A 16359-nucleotide genomic window follows, 5' to 3' on the forward strand; every position below is an offset into this window, starting at 1 on the left:
AGGTCCCGGCATGGACCCGGTGATCGTGGTCGGGGCCGGGCCGGTCGGCCTGGCGCTGGCCCTCGCACTCGCCCGGCACGAGGTGCCGACGATAGTCCTGGACGAGGGATCCGGACTCTGCCCCGAGGGCCCGCGCAGCGTCGTCCTCGGGGCGGACACCGCCGCCTTCCTGACCCGGATCGGCTATCCGCGGGCCGTCTCGGACGCCGCCCGGTGGGACGCGTTCACCATCTGGCGCCGCCGCCAGGAGGTGCTCCGGATCGACCTCGCCGACACCCCCGTCCTGCACCTGCCCCAGCACCGGCTCCAGCGCGGCCTGCGCGACGCGCTCACCGGCACCCCGCTGGTCCGGCTGGTCCCGCTGAACCGGGTCACCGAGCTCGAACAGGACCGCGACGGCGTCAGCGTCCGCACCCGCAACCCGCAGGACGGCACCGAGACCTGGTGGCGCGGCAGCCACCTGGTCGGCTGCGACGGCGCCCGCTCCACCGTCCGCAAGCTGCTGAAGATCCGCTTCCCCGGGCGGCCGGCCGTCGACCGCAACGCGATCGCCACCGTCCGCGTCGACCTGCCCTTCACCGAGGCCCGGCTGCACCGCGAGCCGCCGTGGCGCGGCGACCGGGAGGCCTCCGCCCGCCCGCTCCCGGACGGCGTCTGGCGCCTCGACTGGCGGCTGCCCCCGGGCAGACCCGCGGCCACCGAGCCGGTCGACCCGCACGCCACCTGGCCCGGCATCGTCACCGGCGACACCCTGCTCACCCGGGTCACCTCCACCCTCACCGGCTGGTGCGGCGAGCTCCCCCGCTACGAGCTGCTCGCCGCCGCCGACCACACCGCCCAGCAGCGCCTCGCGGCCCGGTTCCGCAGCGGCCGCTGCTTCCTCGCCGGCGACGCCGCCCACCTGCACGGCGCCCTCGGCATGCAGAACCTCGCCGACGGGCTGCGCGACGCCGACAACCTCGCCTGGCGGCTGGCCCTCGCCTGGCACCTTCACTCCGGCGGCCCCCAGCCCGGCGGCTCCCTGCTCGACGGGTACGAGGCCGAACGGCGCGGCGCGGTCGGCGCCCGGCTGCGCGCCGTCGACCAGGCCATGCCACTGCTGCGCCCGCTGCGCGGCTGGCAGGCCACCCGCCGCTCGCTGATCAGCGGCTCGTTCCGCAAGCACGCGCCGCTGCTATCCGACGGCCAGCTCGGCACCGGCCGCTTCGGCGGCGCCCCCGCCTACCCGGCCACCCCCTCCGGCGTCCCCGGGCGGGTGCCCGTCCAGCGCGGTGCGCGCGGCACCACCTCGCTCAGCGAGCTGCTGCCCGCCACCGCCCCCGGCGTCCTCGTCCCGGACCTGCCGGTGCTCGCCACCGACGGCACACCGGACCAGCTGCACGCCCGGCTCGGCGCGACCTTCCTCCTGCTGCTGGTCGCCCCCGGCACCGCGGTCTGGTCCGCCGAGCACTGGCTGGGCGCCGGGCTGATGCCCCGGCTCGCCGAGGTCGCCGCGGCGCTGCCGGTGCCGGCCGAGGTGCTGGTCACCGAGGACTACCCGGACGCCGGGCCGCACACCGTGCTGCTGATCCGGCCCGACGGCCACCTGGTCGGCGTCACCCAGGGCGCGGCCGCCGAGGACCTCCAGGCGCTGGCCGACGGTGCCCGGGGCGGGCCGCAGCCGCTGACCGGCGCCGCGGAGCCCGGGCCGGCGCCCTCCGCGGAGCCCGCCGTCCGGCCGGTGGACTCGCCTAGCGGGCCACCTCGGTGACCCGGCTCTCCCGGACCACCGTGACCCGGATCTGCCCCGGGTAGGTCAGCTCCTGCGCCACCTGCTTGGCGACCTCGCGGGCGATCACCTGCGCCCCGAGGTCGTCCACCTCCTCCGGCCGCACCATCACCCGCACCTCGCGGCCGGCCTGCATCGCGTACACCTTGGCCACCCCGTCGTGCGCCCGGGCGATCTCCTCCAGCCGCTCCAGCCGCCGGACGTACACCTCCAGCGACTCCTTGCGCGCGCCCGGCCGGCCGGCCGAGCAGGCGTCGGCCGCCTGGGTCAGCACCGCCTCGACCGTCCGCGGCTCCACCTCGCCGTGGTGCGCCGCGATCGCGTGCACCACGTCCGCCGGCTCGCCGTGCCGCCGCGCGAACTCCGCCCCCACCGCCGCGTGGCTGCCTTCGGCCTCGTGCGTCATCGCCTTGCCGATGTCGTGCAGCAGCGCCGCACGGCGCACCGGCTCCGGGTCCACCCCGAGCTCGGCGGCCATCATGCCGCCCAGGTGCGCCGACTCCACCAGGTGCCCGAGCACGTTCTGCCCGTACGAGGCCCGGTAGCGCAGGGTGCCGAGGGTGCGGACCAGTTCCGGGTGCATCGCGCCGACCTTCACCGCCAGCAGCGCGTCCTCGCCGGCCCGGACGCAGCGCAGCGCGACCTCCTCGCGGCTGCGCTCGTAGATGTGCTCGATCCGCAGCGGGTGGATCCGGCCGTCCTCGACCAGCTGTTCCAGGGTCAGCCGGGCGGTCTCCCGGCGGACCGGGTCGAAGCACGAGAGCTGCACCGCGGCCGGGGTGTCGTCGATGATCAGATTGACGCCGGTGACCGCCTCGAAGGCGCGGATGTTGCGGCCCTCGCGGCCGATGATCCGGCCCTTCATCTCCTCGTTCGGCAGCCGGAACACCGACACCGCCGTCTCGGCGGTCTGCTCGGCCGCCAGCCGCTGGACGGCCCCGGCGACGATTCCCCGGGCCCGCTCCTCGCCCTCCTCCTTGGCCGCCCGCTCGATCTCCCGGACGGTGACGGCGGCCTCGCGCCGGGCCTGCGCCTCGGCCTCCCGGACGAGTTGGGCCCTGGCCTGGTCGGCCGAGAGCCCGGCGGCCTGCTCCAGCGCCGTCGAACGGCGGCGCACCAGCTCGGCCGCATCGCGCCCGGCCTGCTCCAACGCGGCCGCCCGCTCGGCGAGTTCGCCCTCCCGCGCGGCGAGCCGGCGCAGCTCCTCGGTCAACCGCTGCTCGCGCCGGTCGAGTTCGGCCCGCAGCTGCCCGGCCTGCTCCTCGGCCCAGCGCCGGGCCCGCTCGGTCTCGGCCGCGGCGCGCCGCTGCGCGCCCTGGAGGCGTCTGGCCATCAGCCAGGACGACACGACGACGGCGACCAGCACCACCGCCGAGAGCAGGGAGGCGACCGTTGCGGTGCTCAGCGCGATCCTCATCCTGGCCACTCCCCGTCCCTGCACGGCACGCCGTCCGGGACCAACCGCGACCGGGCGCGGGCATGCCTGCCCGCGGCGCGACCGGGGCGTGATCGACGCGCTCCCGCACTGAGTGCGAGGCTAAGCGCAGGTTACGAAACGGTCAAGACTGGCCTGGGGCTTGGCGAACTCCCCCACCGCGCGGCCCTCACTCCCAGCCGTCGGCGGATGCTCCGTCCACGTCCTCTTCCTCCGGGCCCGCCACGGAGGCCTCGTCGTCCAGCGCCTCCCGGACCACCCGGAAGGCGAGGCCCTCGGAGTAGCCGCGCCGGGCCAGCACGCCGACCAGCCGGCGCATCCGGGCCTGCCGCTCCAGCCCGCGGGTCGCCCGGAGCTTGCGCTCGACCAGCGCCCGGGCCGCCTCGGTCTCGTCGTCGTGGTCGAGCTGCGCCACGGCCTGCTCGACCAGCTCGCCGGCCACGCCCTTGGTCCGCAGCTCCTGGGCCAGCGCCCGCCGGGAGAGGCCCCGGACGGCGTGCCGGGACTCCACCCAGGCCCGGGCGAAGGCCGCGTCGTCGATCAGCCCGACCTCCTCCAGCCGGGTCAGCACCTGTTCGGCGACCTCGTCCGGGATCTCCCGCTTGCGCAGGGCGTCGGCGAGCTGCTTGCGGCTCTTGGCCGCCCCGGTGAGCAGCCGCAGGCAGATGTCCCGCGCACGGGCCTCGGGGTCGGCCGGTTCCTCGGCCCTGGTCGCACGCGCCGCCCGGCGCGGCTTCTCCGCCGTGCCGTCGCCGACCGGCTCCCCCGACGCCGCCGCGTCCGTCCGGGCCCGCGTCCGGGCGCGACGGCTGCGCGGCCCGGCAGCGGAGGAGGCGGGGGCGGCCACACCCCCGTGACCGGCCGCCCCTTCCCCGGCCCGGTGGCCGGGGGACTCCTCCTCCGCCAGCGCCGAGCGCCGCCGGCGCCGCCCGGCGGGCAGCTCGGACGCGGACACCAGACCGAGCCCGTCGACCGGCTCCCCCGGACCCGCCGACCGCTCGGGCCGCTCCCGCCGCGCGGGGCGCTCCGACCGCTCGGGCCGCGCCGACCACGAGGCCGGCTCCGGCTCCGGATCCGCCACTGCGGCGAACCAGTCCGGCGGGCCGTAGTCGTCGTCCTCCGGGCCCGCCGGGCCGCCGCTCACCATGTCGTCCTGCATCAACGGCTCAGGCCTTGGCGGCCGCCGCCGTCTTCTTCGCCGCGGCCGTCTTGGCGGCGGTCGCGGTGATCGGCTTGGCGGCGCCCTCCGCGGCCGGTGCCTCGCCCTCGGCGGCCGGCTCCTCCGTCTTCGGGCCGATGCCCAGCTTGCCCTTGATCTTCCGCTCGATCTCGTCGGCCAGCTGCGGGTTGTCCCGCAGGAAGTTGCGGGCGTTCTCCTTGCCCTGGCCGAGCTGGTCGCCCTCGTAGGTGTACCAGGCGCCCGACTTGCGGATGAACCCGTGCTCGACGCCCATGTCGATCAGGCCGCCCTCGCGGCTGATGCCCACGCCGTAGAGGATGTCGAACTCGGCCTGCTTGAACGGCGCCGCGACCTTGTTCTTGACGACCTTGACGCGGGTGCGGTTGCCGACCGCCTCGGTGCCGTCCTTCAGGGTCTCGATCCGGCGGATGTCCAGGCGGACGGAGGCGTAGAACTTCAGCGCCCGGCCACCGGTCGTGGTCTCCGGCGAACCGAACATGACGCCGATCTTCTCGCGGAGCTGGTTGATGAACACCGCGGTGGTGTTCGACTGGTTCAGCGCACCGGCGATCTTGCGCAGCGCCTGGCTCATCAGCCGGGCCTGCAGACCGACGTGCGAGTCGCCCATCTCGCCCTCGATCTCCGCACGCGGGACCAGCGCCGCCACGGAGTCGATGATCACCAGGTCGATCGCGCCGGAGCGGATCAGCATGTCGGTGATCTCCAGGGCCTGCTCACCGGTGTCCGGCTGGCTGACCAGCAGGGCGTCGGTGTCCACGCCGAGCTTCTTGGCGTACTCGGGGTCGAGCGCGTGCTCCGCGTCGACGAAGGCGACCGTGCCGCCGGCCCGCTGGGCGTTGGCCGCCAGGTGCAGGGTCAGCGTGGTCTTGCCGGAGGACTCGGGGCCGTAGATCTCGACCACCCGGCCACGCGGGATGCCGCCGACCCCGAGGGCGACGTCCAGTGCGGTGGATCCGGTGGAGATCACGTCGATCGGCTCGTTGGCCTTCTCGCCCAGGCGCATCACCGAGCCCTTGCCGAACTGCCGCTCGATCTGAGCGAGTGCGGTCTCAAGGGCCTTCTCGCGGTCCGTACCTGCCATGGCTTCCACCCTCGGGTTCTGTGCTGTGCGCTTCATCGTCCTCGACGCTAGCGCGTCCCACTGACAAACGGCCCTGACCGGGCTCGGCCTGTGGAAAACTCCTCGCCGGAGAGTACAAAGAACACCTGTTCGATTCAAGCCTAGCCCGTTCGGACTACCGCGCCCCGGCCCCGCCCTCCGGCCCCCGGTCGGCGCCCGGCCGCTGGCCGGAGGCCTGATCCGGCTCCTGGCCCGGGTCCCGAACCGCTCCCCGGATCGGGTCCCGCGCGGAGCCCTCACCGGCACGCCGGCCGTCGCCGAGGCCGTCCCCCCGGCGGTCGTCCGGGCCCGCCCCGGCCCCGACCATCCGCCGCAGCCGGCGCGCCGCCTCCCGGCGCAGCTCCCGCCGCACGCGCCGCTGCGCCCCCCGGTCGATCCGCAGGTCGGTGGCCACCTCGTACCGGCGCACGTACGTCCCGACGAACCCCTGCAGGGTGGCCGCCGCCGGGATGGCGATCAGCGCCCCCACCGCTCCGAGCAGCGCCGCCCCGGCGATCACCGCGCCGAACGCCACCGCCGGGTGCACGTCCACCGTCCTGGCGGTGATCCGCGGGTGCAGCAGGTAGTTCTCGACCTGCTGGTAGACGACCACGAACACCAGCACCCAGAGCGCGTCCACCGGCTCCACCGTGAGCGCGACCAGCACCGGCAGCGCGCCCGCCAGGTACGTCCCGATGGTGGGCACGAACTGCGACATGACGCCGACCCAGACCGCCAGCGCCACCGAGTAGGGCAGGTCCAGCGCGGCGAACATCACCCAGTGCGCGAGCGCCGACGCCACCGCGAGCAGCGCCCGGGAGTAGAGGTAGCCGCCGGTCTTGGCCAGCGCGATCTCCCAGGCCCGCAGCACCTCGCCCTGCTTGGCGGGCGGCAGCAGCGAGCAGACCGTGCGGCGCACCCGGGGGCCCTCGGCGGTGAAGTAGAAGGTGAAGAGGCCGACCGTGAAGGCCTGGAAGAGCCCGCCGATCAGGGTGGAGGAGACGCCCCAGACGTTGTCGGCCGCCTGCTGGGCGTAGGTCTCGATGGCACCGGAGTCCTTGAGCAGCTTCTTCTGCAGCTCGTCCAGCGAGAGGTCCTGCTGGAAGGTCCGGTTGACCCACTTGATCAGGCTGTCGAGCAGGTGCGGGAGGTCCACCGCGATCTTCGCCACCTGGTCGACCAGCAGGGTGCCGAGCGCGGCCAGGAAGCCCGCCACCGCGACCGCCAGCGCGACGAAGACCAGGAAGGTGCCGACGCCCCTGCGCACCCCGCGGGCCGCCATCCGGTCCACGGCCGGCTCCAGCGCCAGCGAGAGGAAGAAGGCGACCAGCAGCATCACGAAGAGGTCGATCAGCTGGTGGAAGGCCCAGTCGGCGAGCTGGAACAGTCCGACCAGGAGCAGCGCCAGCACCATCGCGCGGGGCAGCCAGCGCGGCATCCCGGTGCCCCAGAGCCCGTCGGCCACTCCCCGGGCCGGCTCCGCCGCGGGTGTGGTGCCGGTGGCGGGCGGCGGGCCCGCGGCCTCGTCGACGGCACGCGCCGACCTGTCCGAATTCTGTGCTTCTGGGCTGCTTGTCACCCGGACAGTCTGTCCCATGCCCGATGCCCGTCCGAGCACCGGGCGCCGGGCACCCGTTCAGCGCAGCAGCGCCGACACCCCCTGGGTGTCACAGACCACCCGCCAGACGTCCTTGGCCTCCCAGCCCGCCTCCAGCGCCTGACGCACCGTCCGCCCGCCCAGCTCGGTCATCATGTGATCGGCGGCGAAGGACTCCGCGTACACCTCACCGAAGTGCTCGTACATCCGTCGCCAGAACTCCGTCAGCCTCATGCCCACCAGTATCCCGGACCGGGCTCCGCAGGCTCAGGCCTTCCAGTCGGCCGCCTCCAGCGCGTACTCGACCTCGCCGTGCTCGCTTCCGGGGATCCGCTCGGGGTAGTCCTCGTGGAACGTCCGGACGTAGCGCAGACCGCTCTTCTCCATCACCCGCCGCGAGCCGCTGTTGACCGCCATCGTGTACGCCACCACCCGTCGCACGCCGAGTTCGGTGAAGCCGTGGCGGACCAGCGCCCGCGCCCCCTCGGTGGCGTACCCGTGCCCCCAGGCCGGCCGGCGCAGCCGGTAGCCGAGCTCGACCTCGCTCCGGCCCGTCGGGTCCTGGGGATCCGTCGGGCGGAACTCGAACCAGCCCAGGAAGGCCCCGCCGTCGCGCTCCTCGGCCGCCCACCAGCTGAGGTCGCCGTACCGCTCGTAGTGCGCGAGGTAGAGCGGCAGCACCGTGTCCTCGACCACCTCGCGCGGGGTGGCCCGGCCGCCGGTGAGGTAGCGCATCACCTCGGGGTCGCCGTCGAGCTCCACGAGGCGGTCGGCGTCGGCGGAGGTGAAGCGGCGCAGGACCAGCCGCTCGGTGGCGAGGTATACGGTCATCCCCCGATCGTCACCCGTCGTGCCCCGCCCGTCACCTGGTTTTCGCCGGCCTGCCGCACCCGCGCTCAGTGGGGCAGGGCGAGCGTGCCCGCGCCGTAGTACTCGCGGTCGCCGCAGCCGAGCGGCCCGGGCGGGCAGGCGGCCGCCGCGGTGGCCGCCAGCAGGGCCGCGAGCCGGTCCGAGCCCCAGTCCGGGTGGAGCGCGGCGGCCACCGCGACCGCGCCGGTGACGTGCGCCGCGGACATCGAGGTGCCCGCCAGCGCCGCGTACTGCCCGCCGGGCCAGTCCGAGACGACCGCGCCGTGCGCCCCGGCGTCCGGGTCCCCGCCGGGGGCGGCCAGGGAGACCCTGCCGCGCCCGTAGTTGGAGTACGCCGACGGGCCGCCGTCGCGGTCGACGGCGGTCACCGTGACCACCCCGGGCAGCTCGCCGGGCAGCCGGATGCACTCGGTGCCGAGGTACCGGGACTGCGCCGGGCCGGAGACGCGGTCGTTGGGGCTGCGGTCGTCGGCGCGGGGGGCGCCGAGGTCCTGTCCGTCGTTGCCGGCCGAGGCCACCACGACCGCGCCCTGCCGCCGGGCGTAGCCGACCGCCCGGTCGACCGCCGCGGTCAGCGCGGCCTGGTCGGGGTCCTGCGGGCAGTTGTACTTCCACGGGTCGGCGAAGTAGCTGTTGTTGATCGCCCTGGCGCCGTGGTCGGCGGCCCAGAGCATGCCGCAGACGATGTTCTCCGCGTAGTACTGGCCGAGCGGGCCGAGCAGCCGGACGGCGGCGATCCGGACACCGGGGGCCACGCCGCTGACGCCGTGGCCGTCCCGGGCGGCGCCGACGATCCCGGCGACGTGGGTGCCGTGGCCGCTCTCGCCGACGCCGGGGTCGGGCCGCCAGGCGCCGGTCCGGGCGTCGGGGCGGCCGTCGGCGCAGGAGGCGGAGCTCTTCGGGTCGACGGCGGCGCGCAGGTCCGGGTGGCTGTCGTCGACGCCGGAGTCGAGCACCGCCACCAGCACCTTGCGCAGCGCGTCCGCGGAGGGCTCCCCCGGGCCCGGGGAGGGGGTGCGCAGCAGGGTGGGCGAGGTGTCGCCGGCCGGGCCGCCGGGCGCGCCGAGCATGGCGAGGTTCCAGGCGTCGCGCTCGCCCGGGTCGGCCACGGTGGCGGTGGCGTCGTCCCCGAGGTCGGCGCTGCGGCTCCCGCCCGTTCCGGGGCCGCCGTCGGCGCTGCGGCCGCGGTCGGCCCGGTCGGCGCCGGTCCCCGCGCCGAAGTCCCCCGTGCCGTCCAGCGGCCGGGGCGGGCTCGGCACCGGCGCGGTCCGGGTGGCACCGGCCGCGGCCACCCCGGGCCGGGCCCGGACCTTGTCGGCGAAGCCGCCGGGGGCGTACGCGAGCACGGCCCCGATCTGCGGGTACTCCTGGACGACCTGTCCGCCGGCGGCCCGCGCCTCGGCCCCCGCCCTGGCGGCGCCGGCGGCGTCCTCCTGCTCGGCCAGCACCAGGTAGCTGAGGTAGGACCGGCCGGGCCCGGCCACGTACGGGACGGCGCCGCCGGCCACCAGCGCGGTGAGCAGCATGGCGAGCAGTGCCCGCAGGGGGCCGCGGGCCCGGTGCGGTCCGGCCTGAACGGGACCGCTGCCGGACGGGTGCGCCTGCGCCATGGCACGGTCTCCGCTCGTCGGTCCCGGTCGGTCACGGGAGGCCCGGTGGTCACGGGGGTGTGGCTGTCCTGGAAGAGCCCTGTGTCTGAATCATCACCATATGAGCTGATAGTCTTCTTTGCCTTTTTTAACTCCACCGGACGGCGCGCGGACGACGCCCCGGCCGCCCACCGCCCGCCGGCCCGCCCGTTGTCAGTGCCACCCGGCACCATGGGGGCATGGCGCCGCAGACCCACCCCCAGCCGCCCGCCGACCCCCTGGCCGGTTTCGCCCCGGCCACCCGGGCCTGGTTCACGGGGGCCTTCCACGCGCCCACCACCGCCCAGGCCGAGGCCTGGCACGCCATCGGGCAGGGGACGGACGTCCTGGTGGTCGCCCCCACCGGCTCCGGAAAGACGCTCGCCGCCTTCCTCTCCGCCCTGGACCGCCTCAGCAGCACCCCGGCGCCCGCCGAACCGAAGCGCCGCTGCCGCGTCCTCTACATCTCGCCGCTCAAGGCCCTCGCCGTCGACGTCGAGCGCAACCTCCGCGCCCCGCTGGCCGGCCTGCGCCAGGCCTCCGTCCGGCTCGGCCTGCCCGAGCCCGACGTCCAGGTCGGCATCCGTTCCGGCGACACCCCGGCCGCCGACCGCCGCCGCTTCGCCATCCACCCGCCGGACATCCTGATCACCACCCCCGAGTCGCTCTTCCTGCTGCTCACCTCCGCGTCCCGCGAGGCCCTGCGCGGCATCGACACCGTGATCCTGGACGAGGTGCACGCCGTCGCCGGTACCAAGCGCGGCGCCCACCTCGCGCTCTCGCTGGAGCGGCTGGACGAGCTGCTGGAGCGCCCGGCCCGCCGGATCGGCCTCTCCGCCACCGTCCGCCCGGTCGAGGAGGTGGCCCGCTTCCTCAGCCCGCAGCGCGGCGCCACCGTCGTCCAGCCCGCCGCCGCCAAGGAGTTCGACCTCTCGGTGGTCGTCCCCGTCCCCGACCTGGACGACCTCCCGGCCGCCCCCGGCATCGGCGGCGCCCCCGACGGCGACCCGGCCCGGCCTGGGGTACCTCCCGGCCGCCAGGCCGGGGGCGCCTCGATCTGGCCGCACGTCGAGGAGCGGATCGTCGACCTGGTCCAGGCCCACCGCTCGACCATCGTCTTCGCCAACTCCCGCCGCCTCGCCGAGCGGCTCTGCAACCGCCTCAACGAGATCGCCGTCGAACGGGCCACCGGCACCGCCCCCGCCGAGGCGCACGCGCCCGCCCAGCTGATGGGCGGCTCCGGCGCGGCCAGGGGCGCCCCGCCGGTGATCGCCCGCGCCCACCACGGCTCGGTCTCCAAGGAGCAGCGCACCCTGGTCGAGGAGGAGCTCAAGGCGGGCCGGCTGCCCGCCGTGGTCGCCACCTCCAGCCTGGAGCTGGGCATCGACATGGGCGCCGTCGAGCTGGTCGTCCAGGTCGAGTCCCCGCCCTCGGTCGCCTCCGGCCTCCAGCGGGTCGGCCGGGCCGGCCACCAGGTCGGCGCGGTCTCCACCGGCGTCTTCTTCCCCAAGTACCGGGGCGACCTCGTCCAGTCCGCCGTGGTCACCGAGCGGATGCGGGCCGGCCGGATCGAGGCGCTGCGCATCCCGCGCAACCCGCTGGACGTGCTGGCCCAGCAGCTGGTCGCGATGACGGCGCTGGACACCTGGCCGGTGGACGACCTGCTCGCCGTGGTCCGCCGGGCCGCGCCGTTCGCCGGCCTGCCGCAGTCCGCCTTCGACGCCGTGCTCGACATGCTGGCCGGCCGCTACCCCTCGGACGCCTTCGCCGAGCTGCGCCCCCGCCTGGTCTGGGACCGCGTGGCCGGCACCGTCACCGGCCGCCCCGGCGCCCAGCGGCTCGCCGTCACCTCCGGCGGCACCATCCCCGACCGCGGCCTGTTCGGCGTCTTCATCGCCGGCTCGACCGCGGCCGACTCGACAACGGGGCGCAAGGGCGGCGGAAGGGTCGGGGAGCTCGACGAGGAGATGGTCTACGAGTCCCGGGTCGGCGACGTCTTCACCCTCGGCACCACCTCCTGGCGGATCGAGGAGATCACCCACGACAAGGTGCTGGTCACCCCGGCCCCCGGCGTCCCGGGCCGGCTCCCGTTCTGGAAGGGCGACACCCTCGGCCGCCCCCTCGAACTCGGCCGCGCCCTCGGCGCGTTCACCCGCGAGCTGGGCTCCATGGAGCCCGCGGCCGCCACCGCCCGGCTCCGGCAGGCCGGCCTGGACGACTGGGCGGCCGGCAACCTGCTCGACTACCTCACCGAGCAGCGCACGGCCTGCGGCCACCTCCCGGACGACCGCACCATCGTGGTCGAGCGCTTCCGGGACGAGCTGGGCGACTGGCGGATCGTCATCCACTCCCCCTTCGGCGCCCAGGTGCACGCCCCCTGGGCCCTTGCCCTCGCCGCCCGGCTGCGCGAGAAGCACGGCCTCGACCCGCAGGTCATGCACGCCGACGACGGCATCGTGCTCCGCCTGCCCGACGCCGACCTGCTGGCCCCCGACTTCGACTTCGGGAGCCCGGGCGGCGGGGCGGGTTCCGACGACGCCCCGGTCGGCGCCGACGCCGCCCTGTTCGACCCGGGCGAGATCGAACGGCTCGTCACCGACCAGGTCGGCGGCTCGGCCCTGTTCGCCTCCCGCTTCCGCGAGTGCGCCGGCCGGGCCCTGCTGCTCCCCCGCCGCAGCCCCGGCCGCCGCACCCCGCTCTGGCAGCAGCGCCAGCGCGCCGCCCAACTCCTGGAGGTCGCCTCCGAGTACGGCTCCTTCCCGATCGTGCTGGAGGCCGTCCGCGAGTGCCTCCAGGACGTCTTCGACGTGCCCGGACTGGTCGAGCTGATGGGGGACCTCGAATCCCGCGCCGTCCGCCTGGTCGAGGTCACCACCCCCGAGCCGTCCCCGTTCGCCCGCTCACTGCTCTTCGGCTACGTCGCCCAGTTCCTCTACGAGGGCGACTCCCCGCTCGCCGAGCGCCGCGCCGCCGCCCTCTCGCTCGACTCCCGGCTGCTCTCCGAACTGCTCGGCCAGGCCGAGCTGCGCGAACTGCTCGACCCGCAGGTCCTCGCCGAGCTGGAGGCCGAGCTCCAGCGCCTCACCCCCGAGCGCCGGACCAGGGACGCCGAGGGCGTCGCCGACGCGCTGCGCCTGCTCGGCCCGCTCACCGAGGCCGAGCTCACCGTCCGCGGCGCCGAGCCGCTCTGGGCCCTGGAGCTGGAGGCCGCCCGCCGGGTGATCGCGGTCCGGATCGCCGGCGAGCAGCGCTGGGCGGCCGTCGAGGACGCCGGCCGGCTGCGCGACGCCCTCGGCACCCCGCTACCGGTCGGCGTGCCCGAGGCCTTCACCGAACCGGTCAAGGACCCGCTGGGCGACCTCCTCGCCCGGCACGCCCGCACGCACGGCCCGTTCACCGCCGCCGAGGCCGCCACCCGCTTCGGGCTCGGGACCGCCGTGGTCGTCGGCACCCTGCACCGGCTCACCGCCGCCGGCCGCCTCGTCCAGGGCGAGTTCAGGCCGGTGGAGGGCCACACCGCCACCGTCGAGTGGTGCGACGCCGAGGTGCTCCGCCGGCTGCGACGCCGTTCGCTCGCCGCCCTGCGCCAAGAGGTCGAGGCCGTACCGCCGCGTGCGCTGGCCGCCTTCCTCCCGCAGTGGCAGCACCTGGCCGGCCACCGGCTGCGCGGCCCCGACGGCCTGCTCCGGGTGGTCGAGCAGCTCCAGGGCACCGCCCTGCCCGCCTCCGCACTGGAGAAGCTGATCCTCCCGGCCCGGCTCGCCGACTACTCCCCGAACCTGCTGGACGAGCTGATGGCGGCCGGCGAGATCGGCTGGTCCGGCGCCGGCGCGCTGCCCGGCAAGGACGGCTGGATCAGCCTGCACCTCACCGAGACCGCCCACCTGCTGCGCCCCGAGCCCGTCCCGCCGGCCGTCACCCCCGTGCACACCGCGCTGATGGAGGCACTGGCGGGCGGCTACGGGCTCTTCTTCCGCCAGCTCGTCGCGCACCTGCCGGACACCCCCGAGCCCGAGCTCGTCGAGGCGCTCTGGGACCTGCTCTGGGCCGGGTACGTCAGCAACGACACCCTGGCCCCGCTGCGCGCCCTGCTCGGCTCCGGCCGGACGGCCGGCGCGACGGCGCACCGGGCGCCCAGGGCCACCCCGCGCGGCCGCTACGGCGGCGCCGGCCGCCCGTTCGGCCGGATCGGCGGCGCCCTGCGCAGCGGCCCGCCGACGGTGGCCGGGCGCTGGTCGGTGCTGCCCGCCTTCGAGGCCGACCCGACGGTCCGCGCCACCGCCCGGGCGCAGAACCTGCTGGACCGGCACGGCCTGCTCACCCGGGGCACGGTGGTGGCCGAACGGGTCCCGGGCGGGTTCGCCGGGGTGTACCGGGTGCTGGCCGCGATGGAGGAGCGCGGCCGGGCCCGCCGTGGCTACTTCGTGGAGGGGCTGGGCGGCGCCCAGTTCGCCATGGAGGGCGCCGCGGACCGGCTGCGGTCGGTCAACGGTCGGCTGGAGCGTGCCCGGGCCACCGAATGGTCGGCCGGCCCGGCGGCCGAGCCGCCGCAGGTGCTGGTGCTGGCCGCCGCCGACCCGGCCAACGCCTACGGCGCCGCACTGCCCTGGCCCGAGCCGCCCGGGGCACCGGACGGGCAGGGTGGGGCCGCGGGGGCCGCGGAGGGGGCCAAGGGGAGCAGGGCGGCCAAGGCGCACCGGCCCGGCCGCAAAGCGGGTGCCCTGGTGGTCCTGGTCGACGGCGAGCTGGCCCTCTACATCGAACGCGGCGGCAAGTCGCTGCTGGCCTGGCCGGAGGAGGAGGCCACCCGCGCGCTGGCCGCCTCGGCCCTCGCCTCGGCCGTCCGGGGAGGCGCGCTCGGCAGCGTCACCGTCGAACGGGCCAACGGCGAGCCCGCGCTCGGGTCGGCGCTCGGCGCCGCCCTGGAGGAGGCCGGCTTCCACGCCACCCCGCGCGGCCTGCGGCTGAGGCCCTGACGGACGGCCCTGACGGACGGCCGCCGGCGGACGGCCCCGGCGGAACGCCCGGCGGACGTCCCGGACGGACGGCCCCGGACACGGCGAAGGCCGCGGGGCGGGTTTCCCGCTCCGCGGCCTTCGGCCCGCAACACTCACGTACTCGTTCCACCGCAACGCCGGAGGGCTCCCCGGGAGATCACCCGGGCACGTCACCCGGTCGGAGGTTCCGCCTCCACCCGGGCCGCCGGATCACCCGTCCGGCGCGGCGACGGTCCGGTGGCCCGCCGGTCGGCGTGGACCGGGATCAGCCCGAGGCCCCAGCCACCAGCTGCGAGCAGCCCCAGCGCGGCACCGTCGGCCGGTTGTCCCCGGACCACCAGCACCCAGCAGCCGAGCCCGCCGGCGAGGACCACCAGGCCCGCACGCAAGGGCCGGGGCATCAGGCGCCCCGGCCGTATTCGGCCTTCGGCGTACGCCGTCGCGGTTCTCCGCACGACCGCCCTCCTTCGCTCGCCCCGGGCACCAGGCGCCCGGGCGTCGAGGCCAGGTCAGGCGGCGACCACGTCCATCGCGGCGGCCTTGGGCGAGAGGTTCGCCCGGTCGGTGCCGGGGGCGGGCAGCGGTACCGGTTCGAGCACCGGCCTCAGCAGTTCACCTTCGGAGAGGGTGGCCATCGCCGCAAGTTCGGCGAGCGAGAGTTCGTCGCTGACCTCGCGCATGACCTCGGACATGCGGACGTCGAGTGCGTCGCAGATCGCGGAGAGCAGCTCCGAGGAGGCCTCCTTCTGTCCCCGCTCGACCTCGGAGAGGTAACCGAGCGAAACCCTGGCGGCTGCCGACACCTCGCGGAGTGTGCGGCCCTGGCGCTGGCGCTGCCGACGCAGTACATCGCCCAGTAGGCGACGGAGCAGGATCATCGGTGCCTCCCTCCTCGGACTGCGGATCGAGATGTCACGCCCCCACCGTACCGCCTTGCCCGCTTCGCGTGCGGGGACCATGGTCGTGTTCACTCTGGGCTGCAAGGCTGTCCCCTCCCCTGTTTCGGTGTCGTACCCGGGTCGGCGGGCACCTCTTCGCACCCTCCGCGCGGCGCCCGGCCACCGCCAAGCCACTCGTTCGCCACCTGGTTTCTGCCCAACCAGGCCCTCCGATGTAACACGATCCTCCAGCCGGCCCATACCCGTACGCCAGTTCGGCAGATCTCGCTTCGGTGGAGATCTTGCACGGGCGGGGCCTGCGCGACGCCTCTGCGGTGGGCGGGCGACGGCTCAGTGCGTGGACGCACCGGACGGGAGCCGCCCGACGAGCAGCTCCAGAGCGGCGGTCACCGCTCTGCGACGGATTGTGGCACGCTCGCCCGACAACCGGGGCGAAGTGACCAGACTTCCCCCCGGACCGGCGACCGCGAGGTGTACGGTGCCCACCGGCTGTCCGTCCTGCGGCTCCGGCCCGGCCACGCCGGTCGTCGCCACCCCATAGGTGGCGCCCAGCAGCCGGCGCACGCCCTCGGCCATCTGCCGCGCCACCACCGGGTGTACCGGTCCGTGCACGGCCAGCAGGCCCTCGTCGACGCCGAGCACCGAGGCCTTCAGCTCGGTCGCGTACGCGGTGACCGAGCCGCGGAAGGTCGCGGACGCCCCCGGGACGTCCACCAGAGCCGCCGCCAGCAGCCCGCCGGTGAGCGACTCCGCCACCGCCACGGTGCTGCCCTCGCCGCGCAGCGCGGCGTGTGCCCGCTCCGCCAGCGCGTAGTCCGCAGGGGCCTGCGCCCCGTGCCCTGCCCCGGCGTCCACCGCGCGATCC

At 75.8% G+C, this 16359-nt stretch carries 12 protein-coding genes; 2 read left to right on the top strand and 10 right to left on the bottom strand.

All coding sequences use genetic code 11. The annotated features are described in order from the left end of the window. The first annotated feature begins 10 nt into the window (after nt 1-10). A complete protein-coding gene (locus tag C2142_RS41540) occupies nt 11-1750 on the top strand; it encodes an FAD-dependent monooxygenase (RefSeq protein ID WP_148642728.1) in 1740 nt (579 codons plus the stop codon). Here C2142_RS41540 and rny read toward each other — a convergent pair. The 7 genes from rny to C2142_RS12620 all read right to left on the bottom strand — a co-directional run bounded on the left by rny (nt 1731) and on the right by C2142_RS12620 (nt 9580). Then, on the bottom strand, nt 1731-3185 hold the full coding sequence (rny, locus tag C2142_RS12590; protein WP_148642729.1) for a ribonuclease Y: 1455 nt from the start codon (nt 3183-3185) through the stop codon (nt 1731-1733). The two genes, C2142_RS41540 and rny, sit on opposite strands and share 20 nt — an antisense overlap. A gap of 187 nt (nt 3186-3372) precedes the next feature. After that, entirely contained in the window at nt 3373-4050 is a 678-nt protein-coding gene (locus C2142_RS12595) for a regulatory protein RecX (protein WP_241003179.1), read from the bottom strand. Nucleotides 4051-4369: 319 nt separating this feature from the next. Continuing rightward, nucleotides 4370-5485 carry a recombinase RecA gene (recA, locus tag C2142_RS12600; protein ID WP_148642730.1) on the bottom strand — a complete coding sequence of 372 codons (1116 nt, stop codon included), beginning with the start codon at nt 5483-5485 and terminating at the stop codon, nt 4370-4372. A 154-nt stretch (nt 5486-5639) separates the two neighbouring features. Further along, nucleotides 5640-6941: an AI-2E family transporter gene (locus tag C2142_RS12605; RefSeq protein WP_241003180.1), complete on the bottom strand. Its 1302-nt coding sequence runs from the start codon at nt 6939-6941 to the stop codon at nt 5640-5642. Nucleotides 6942-7139: 198 nt separating this feature from the next. Next, entirely contained in the window at nt 7140-7334 is a 195-nt protein-coding gene (locus C2142_RS12610; RefSeq protein WP_148642731.1) for a DUF3046 domain-containing protein, read from the bottom strand. 33 nt (nt 7335-7367) lie between these two features. Continuing rightward, complete coding sequence (locus tag C2142_RS12615; protein ID WP_148642732.1) at nt 7368-7931, bottom strand: GNAT family N-acetyltransferase; 564 nt, start codon at nt 7929-7931, stop codon at nt 7368-7370. A 65-nt stretch (nt 7932-7996) separates the two neighbouring features. Next, nucleotides 7997-9580, bottom strand: a complete 1584-nt coding sequence (locus tag C2142_RS12620; RefSeq protein WP_148642733.1) for a S8 family serine peptidase — start codon at nt 9578-9580, stop codon at nt 7997-7999. Between the two features lie 218 nt (nt 9581-9798). On the opposite strand from C2142_RS12620, the gene C2142_RS12625 reads away from it, so the two are divergent. Beyond that, nucleotides 9799-14574, top strand: a complete 4776-nt coding sequence (locus C2142_RS12625; RefSeq protein WP_148642734.1) for an ATP-dependent helicase — start codon at nt 9799-9801, stop codon at nt 14572-14574. 191 nt (nt 14575-14765) lie between these two features. Here the strand turns inward: C2142_RS12625 and C2142_RS12630 are convergent, their stop codons facing one another. The 3 genes from C2142_RS12630 to C2142_RS12640 all read right to left on the bottom strand — a co-directional run bounded on the left by C2142_RS12630 (nt 14766) and on the right by C2142_RS12640 (nt 16301). Then, nucleotides 14766-15050: a hypothetical protein gene (locus C2142_RS12630; protein ID WP_148642735.1), complete on the bottom strand. Its 285-nt coding sequence runs from the start codon at nt 15048-15050 to the stop codon at nt 14766-14768. A gap of 54 nt (nt 15051-15104) precedes the next feature. Next, complete coding sequence (locus C2142_RS12635; RefSeq protein WP_148642736.1) at nt 15105-15473, bottom strand: helix-turn-helix transcriptional regulator; 369 nt, start codon at nt 15471-15473, stop codon at nt 15105-15107. Nucleotides 15474-15824: 351 nt separating this feature from the next. Then, nucleotides 15825-16301 (bottom strand): CinA family protein, encoded by a 477-nt coding sequence (locus tag C2142_RS12640; RefSeq protein ID WP_148644741.1) that lies wholly within the window; start codon nt 16299-16301, stop codon nt 15825-15827. Between the last annotated feature and the right edge of the window lie 58 nt (nt 16302-16359).

The organism is Streptomyces sp. CB01881, assembly GCF_002953255.1.
In the GTDB taxonomy this organism is placed as follows: Bacteria; Actinomycetota; Actinomycetes; order Streptomycetales; family Streptomycetaceae; genus Kitasatospora.

Bases quoted from the DNA above. Each gene is read 5' to 3' on its own strand.
- C2142_RS12605 (WP_241003180.1), bottom strand. From the start codon at position 6,941: ATGCCGCGCTGGCTGCCCCGCGCGATGGTGCTGGCGCTGCTCCTGGTC.
- C2142_RS41540 (WP_148642728.1), top strand. From the start codon at position 11: ATGGACCCGGTGATCGTGGTCGGGGCCGGGCCGGTCGGCCTGGCGCTG.
- rny (WP_148642729.1), bottom strand. From the start codon at position 3,185: ATGAGGATCGCGCTGAGCACCGCAACGGTCGCCTCCCTGCTCTCGGCG.
- C2142_RS12620 (WP_148642733.1), bottom strand. From the start codon at position 9,580: ATGGCGCAGGCGCACCCGTCCGGCAGCGGTCCCGTTCAGGCCGGACCG.
- C2142_RS12625 (WP_148642734.1), top strand. From the start codon at position 9,799: ATGGCGCCGCAGACCCACCCCCAGCCGCCCGCCGACCCCCTGGCCGGT.
- C2142_RS12635 (WP_148642736.1), bottom strand. From the start codon at position 15,473: ATGATCCTGCTCCGTCGCCTACTGGGCGATGTACTGCGTCGGCAGCGC.
- C2142_RS12610 (WP_148642731.1), bottom strand. From the start codon at position 7,334: ATGAGGCTGACGGAGTTCTGGCGACGGATGTACGAGCACTTCGGTGAG.
- recA (WP_148642730.1), bottom strand. From the start codon at position 5,485: ATGGCAGGTACGGACCGCGAGAAGGCCCTTGAGACCGCACTCGCTCAG.
- C2142_RS12615 (WP_148642732.1), bottom strand. From the start codon at position 7,931: ATGACCGTATACCTCGCCACCGAGCGGCTGGTCCTGCGCCGCTTCACC.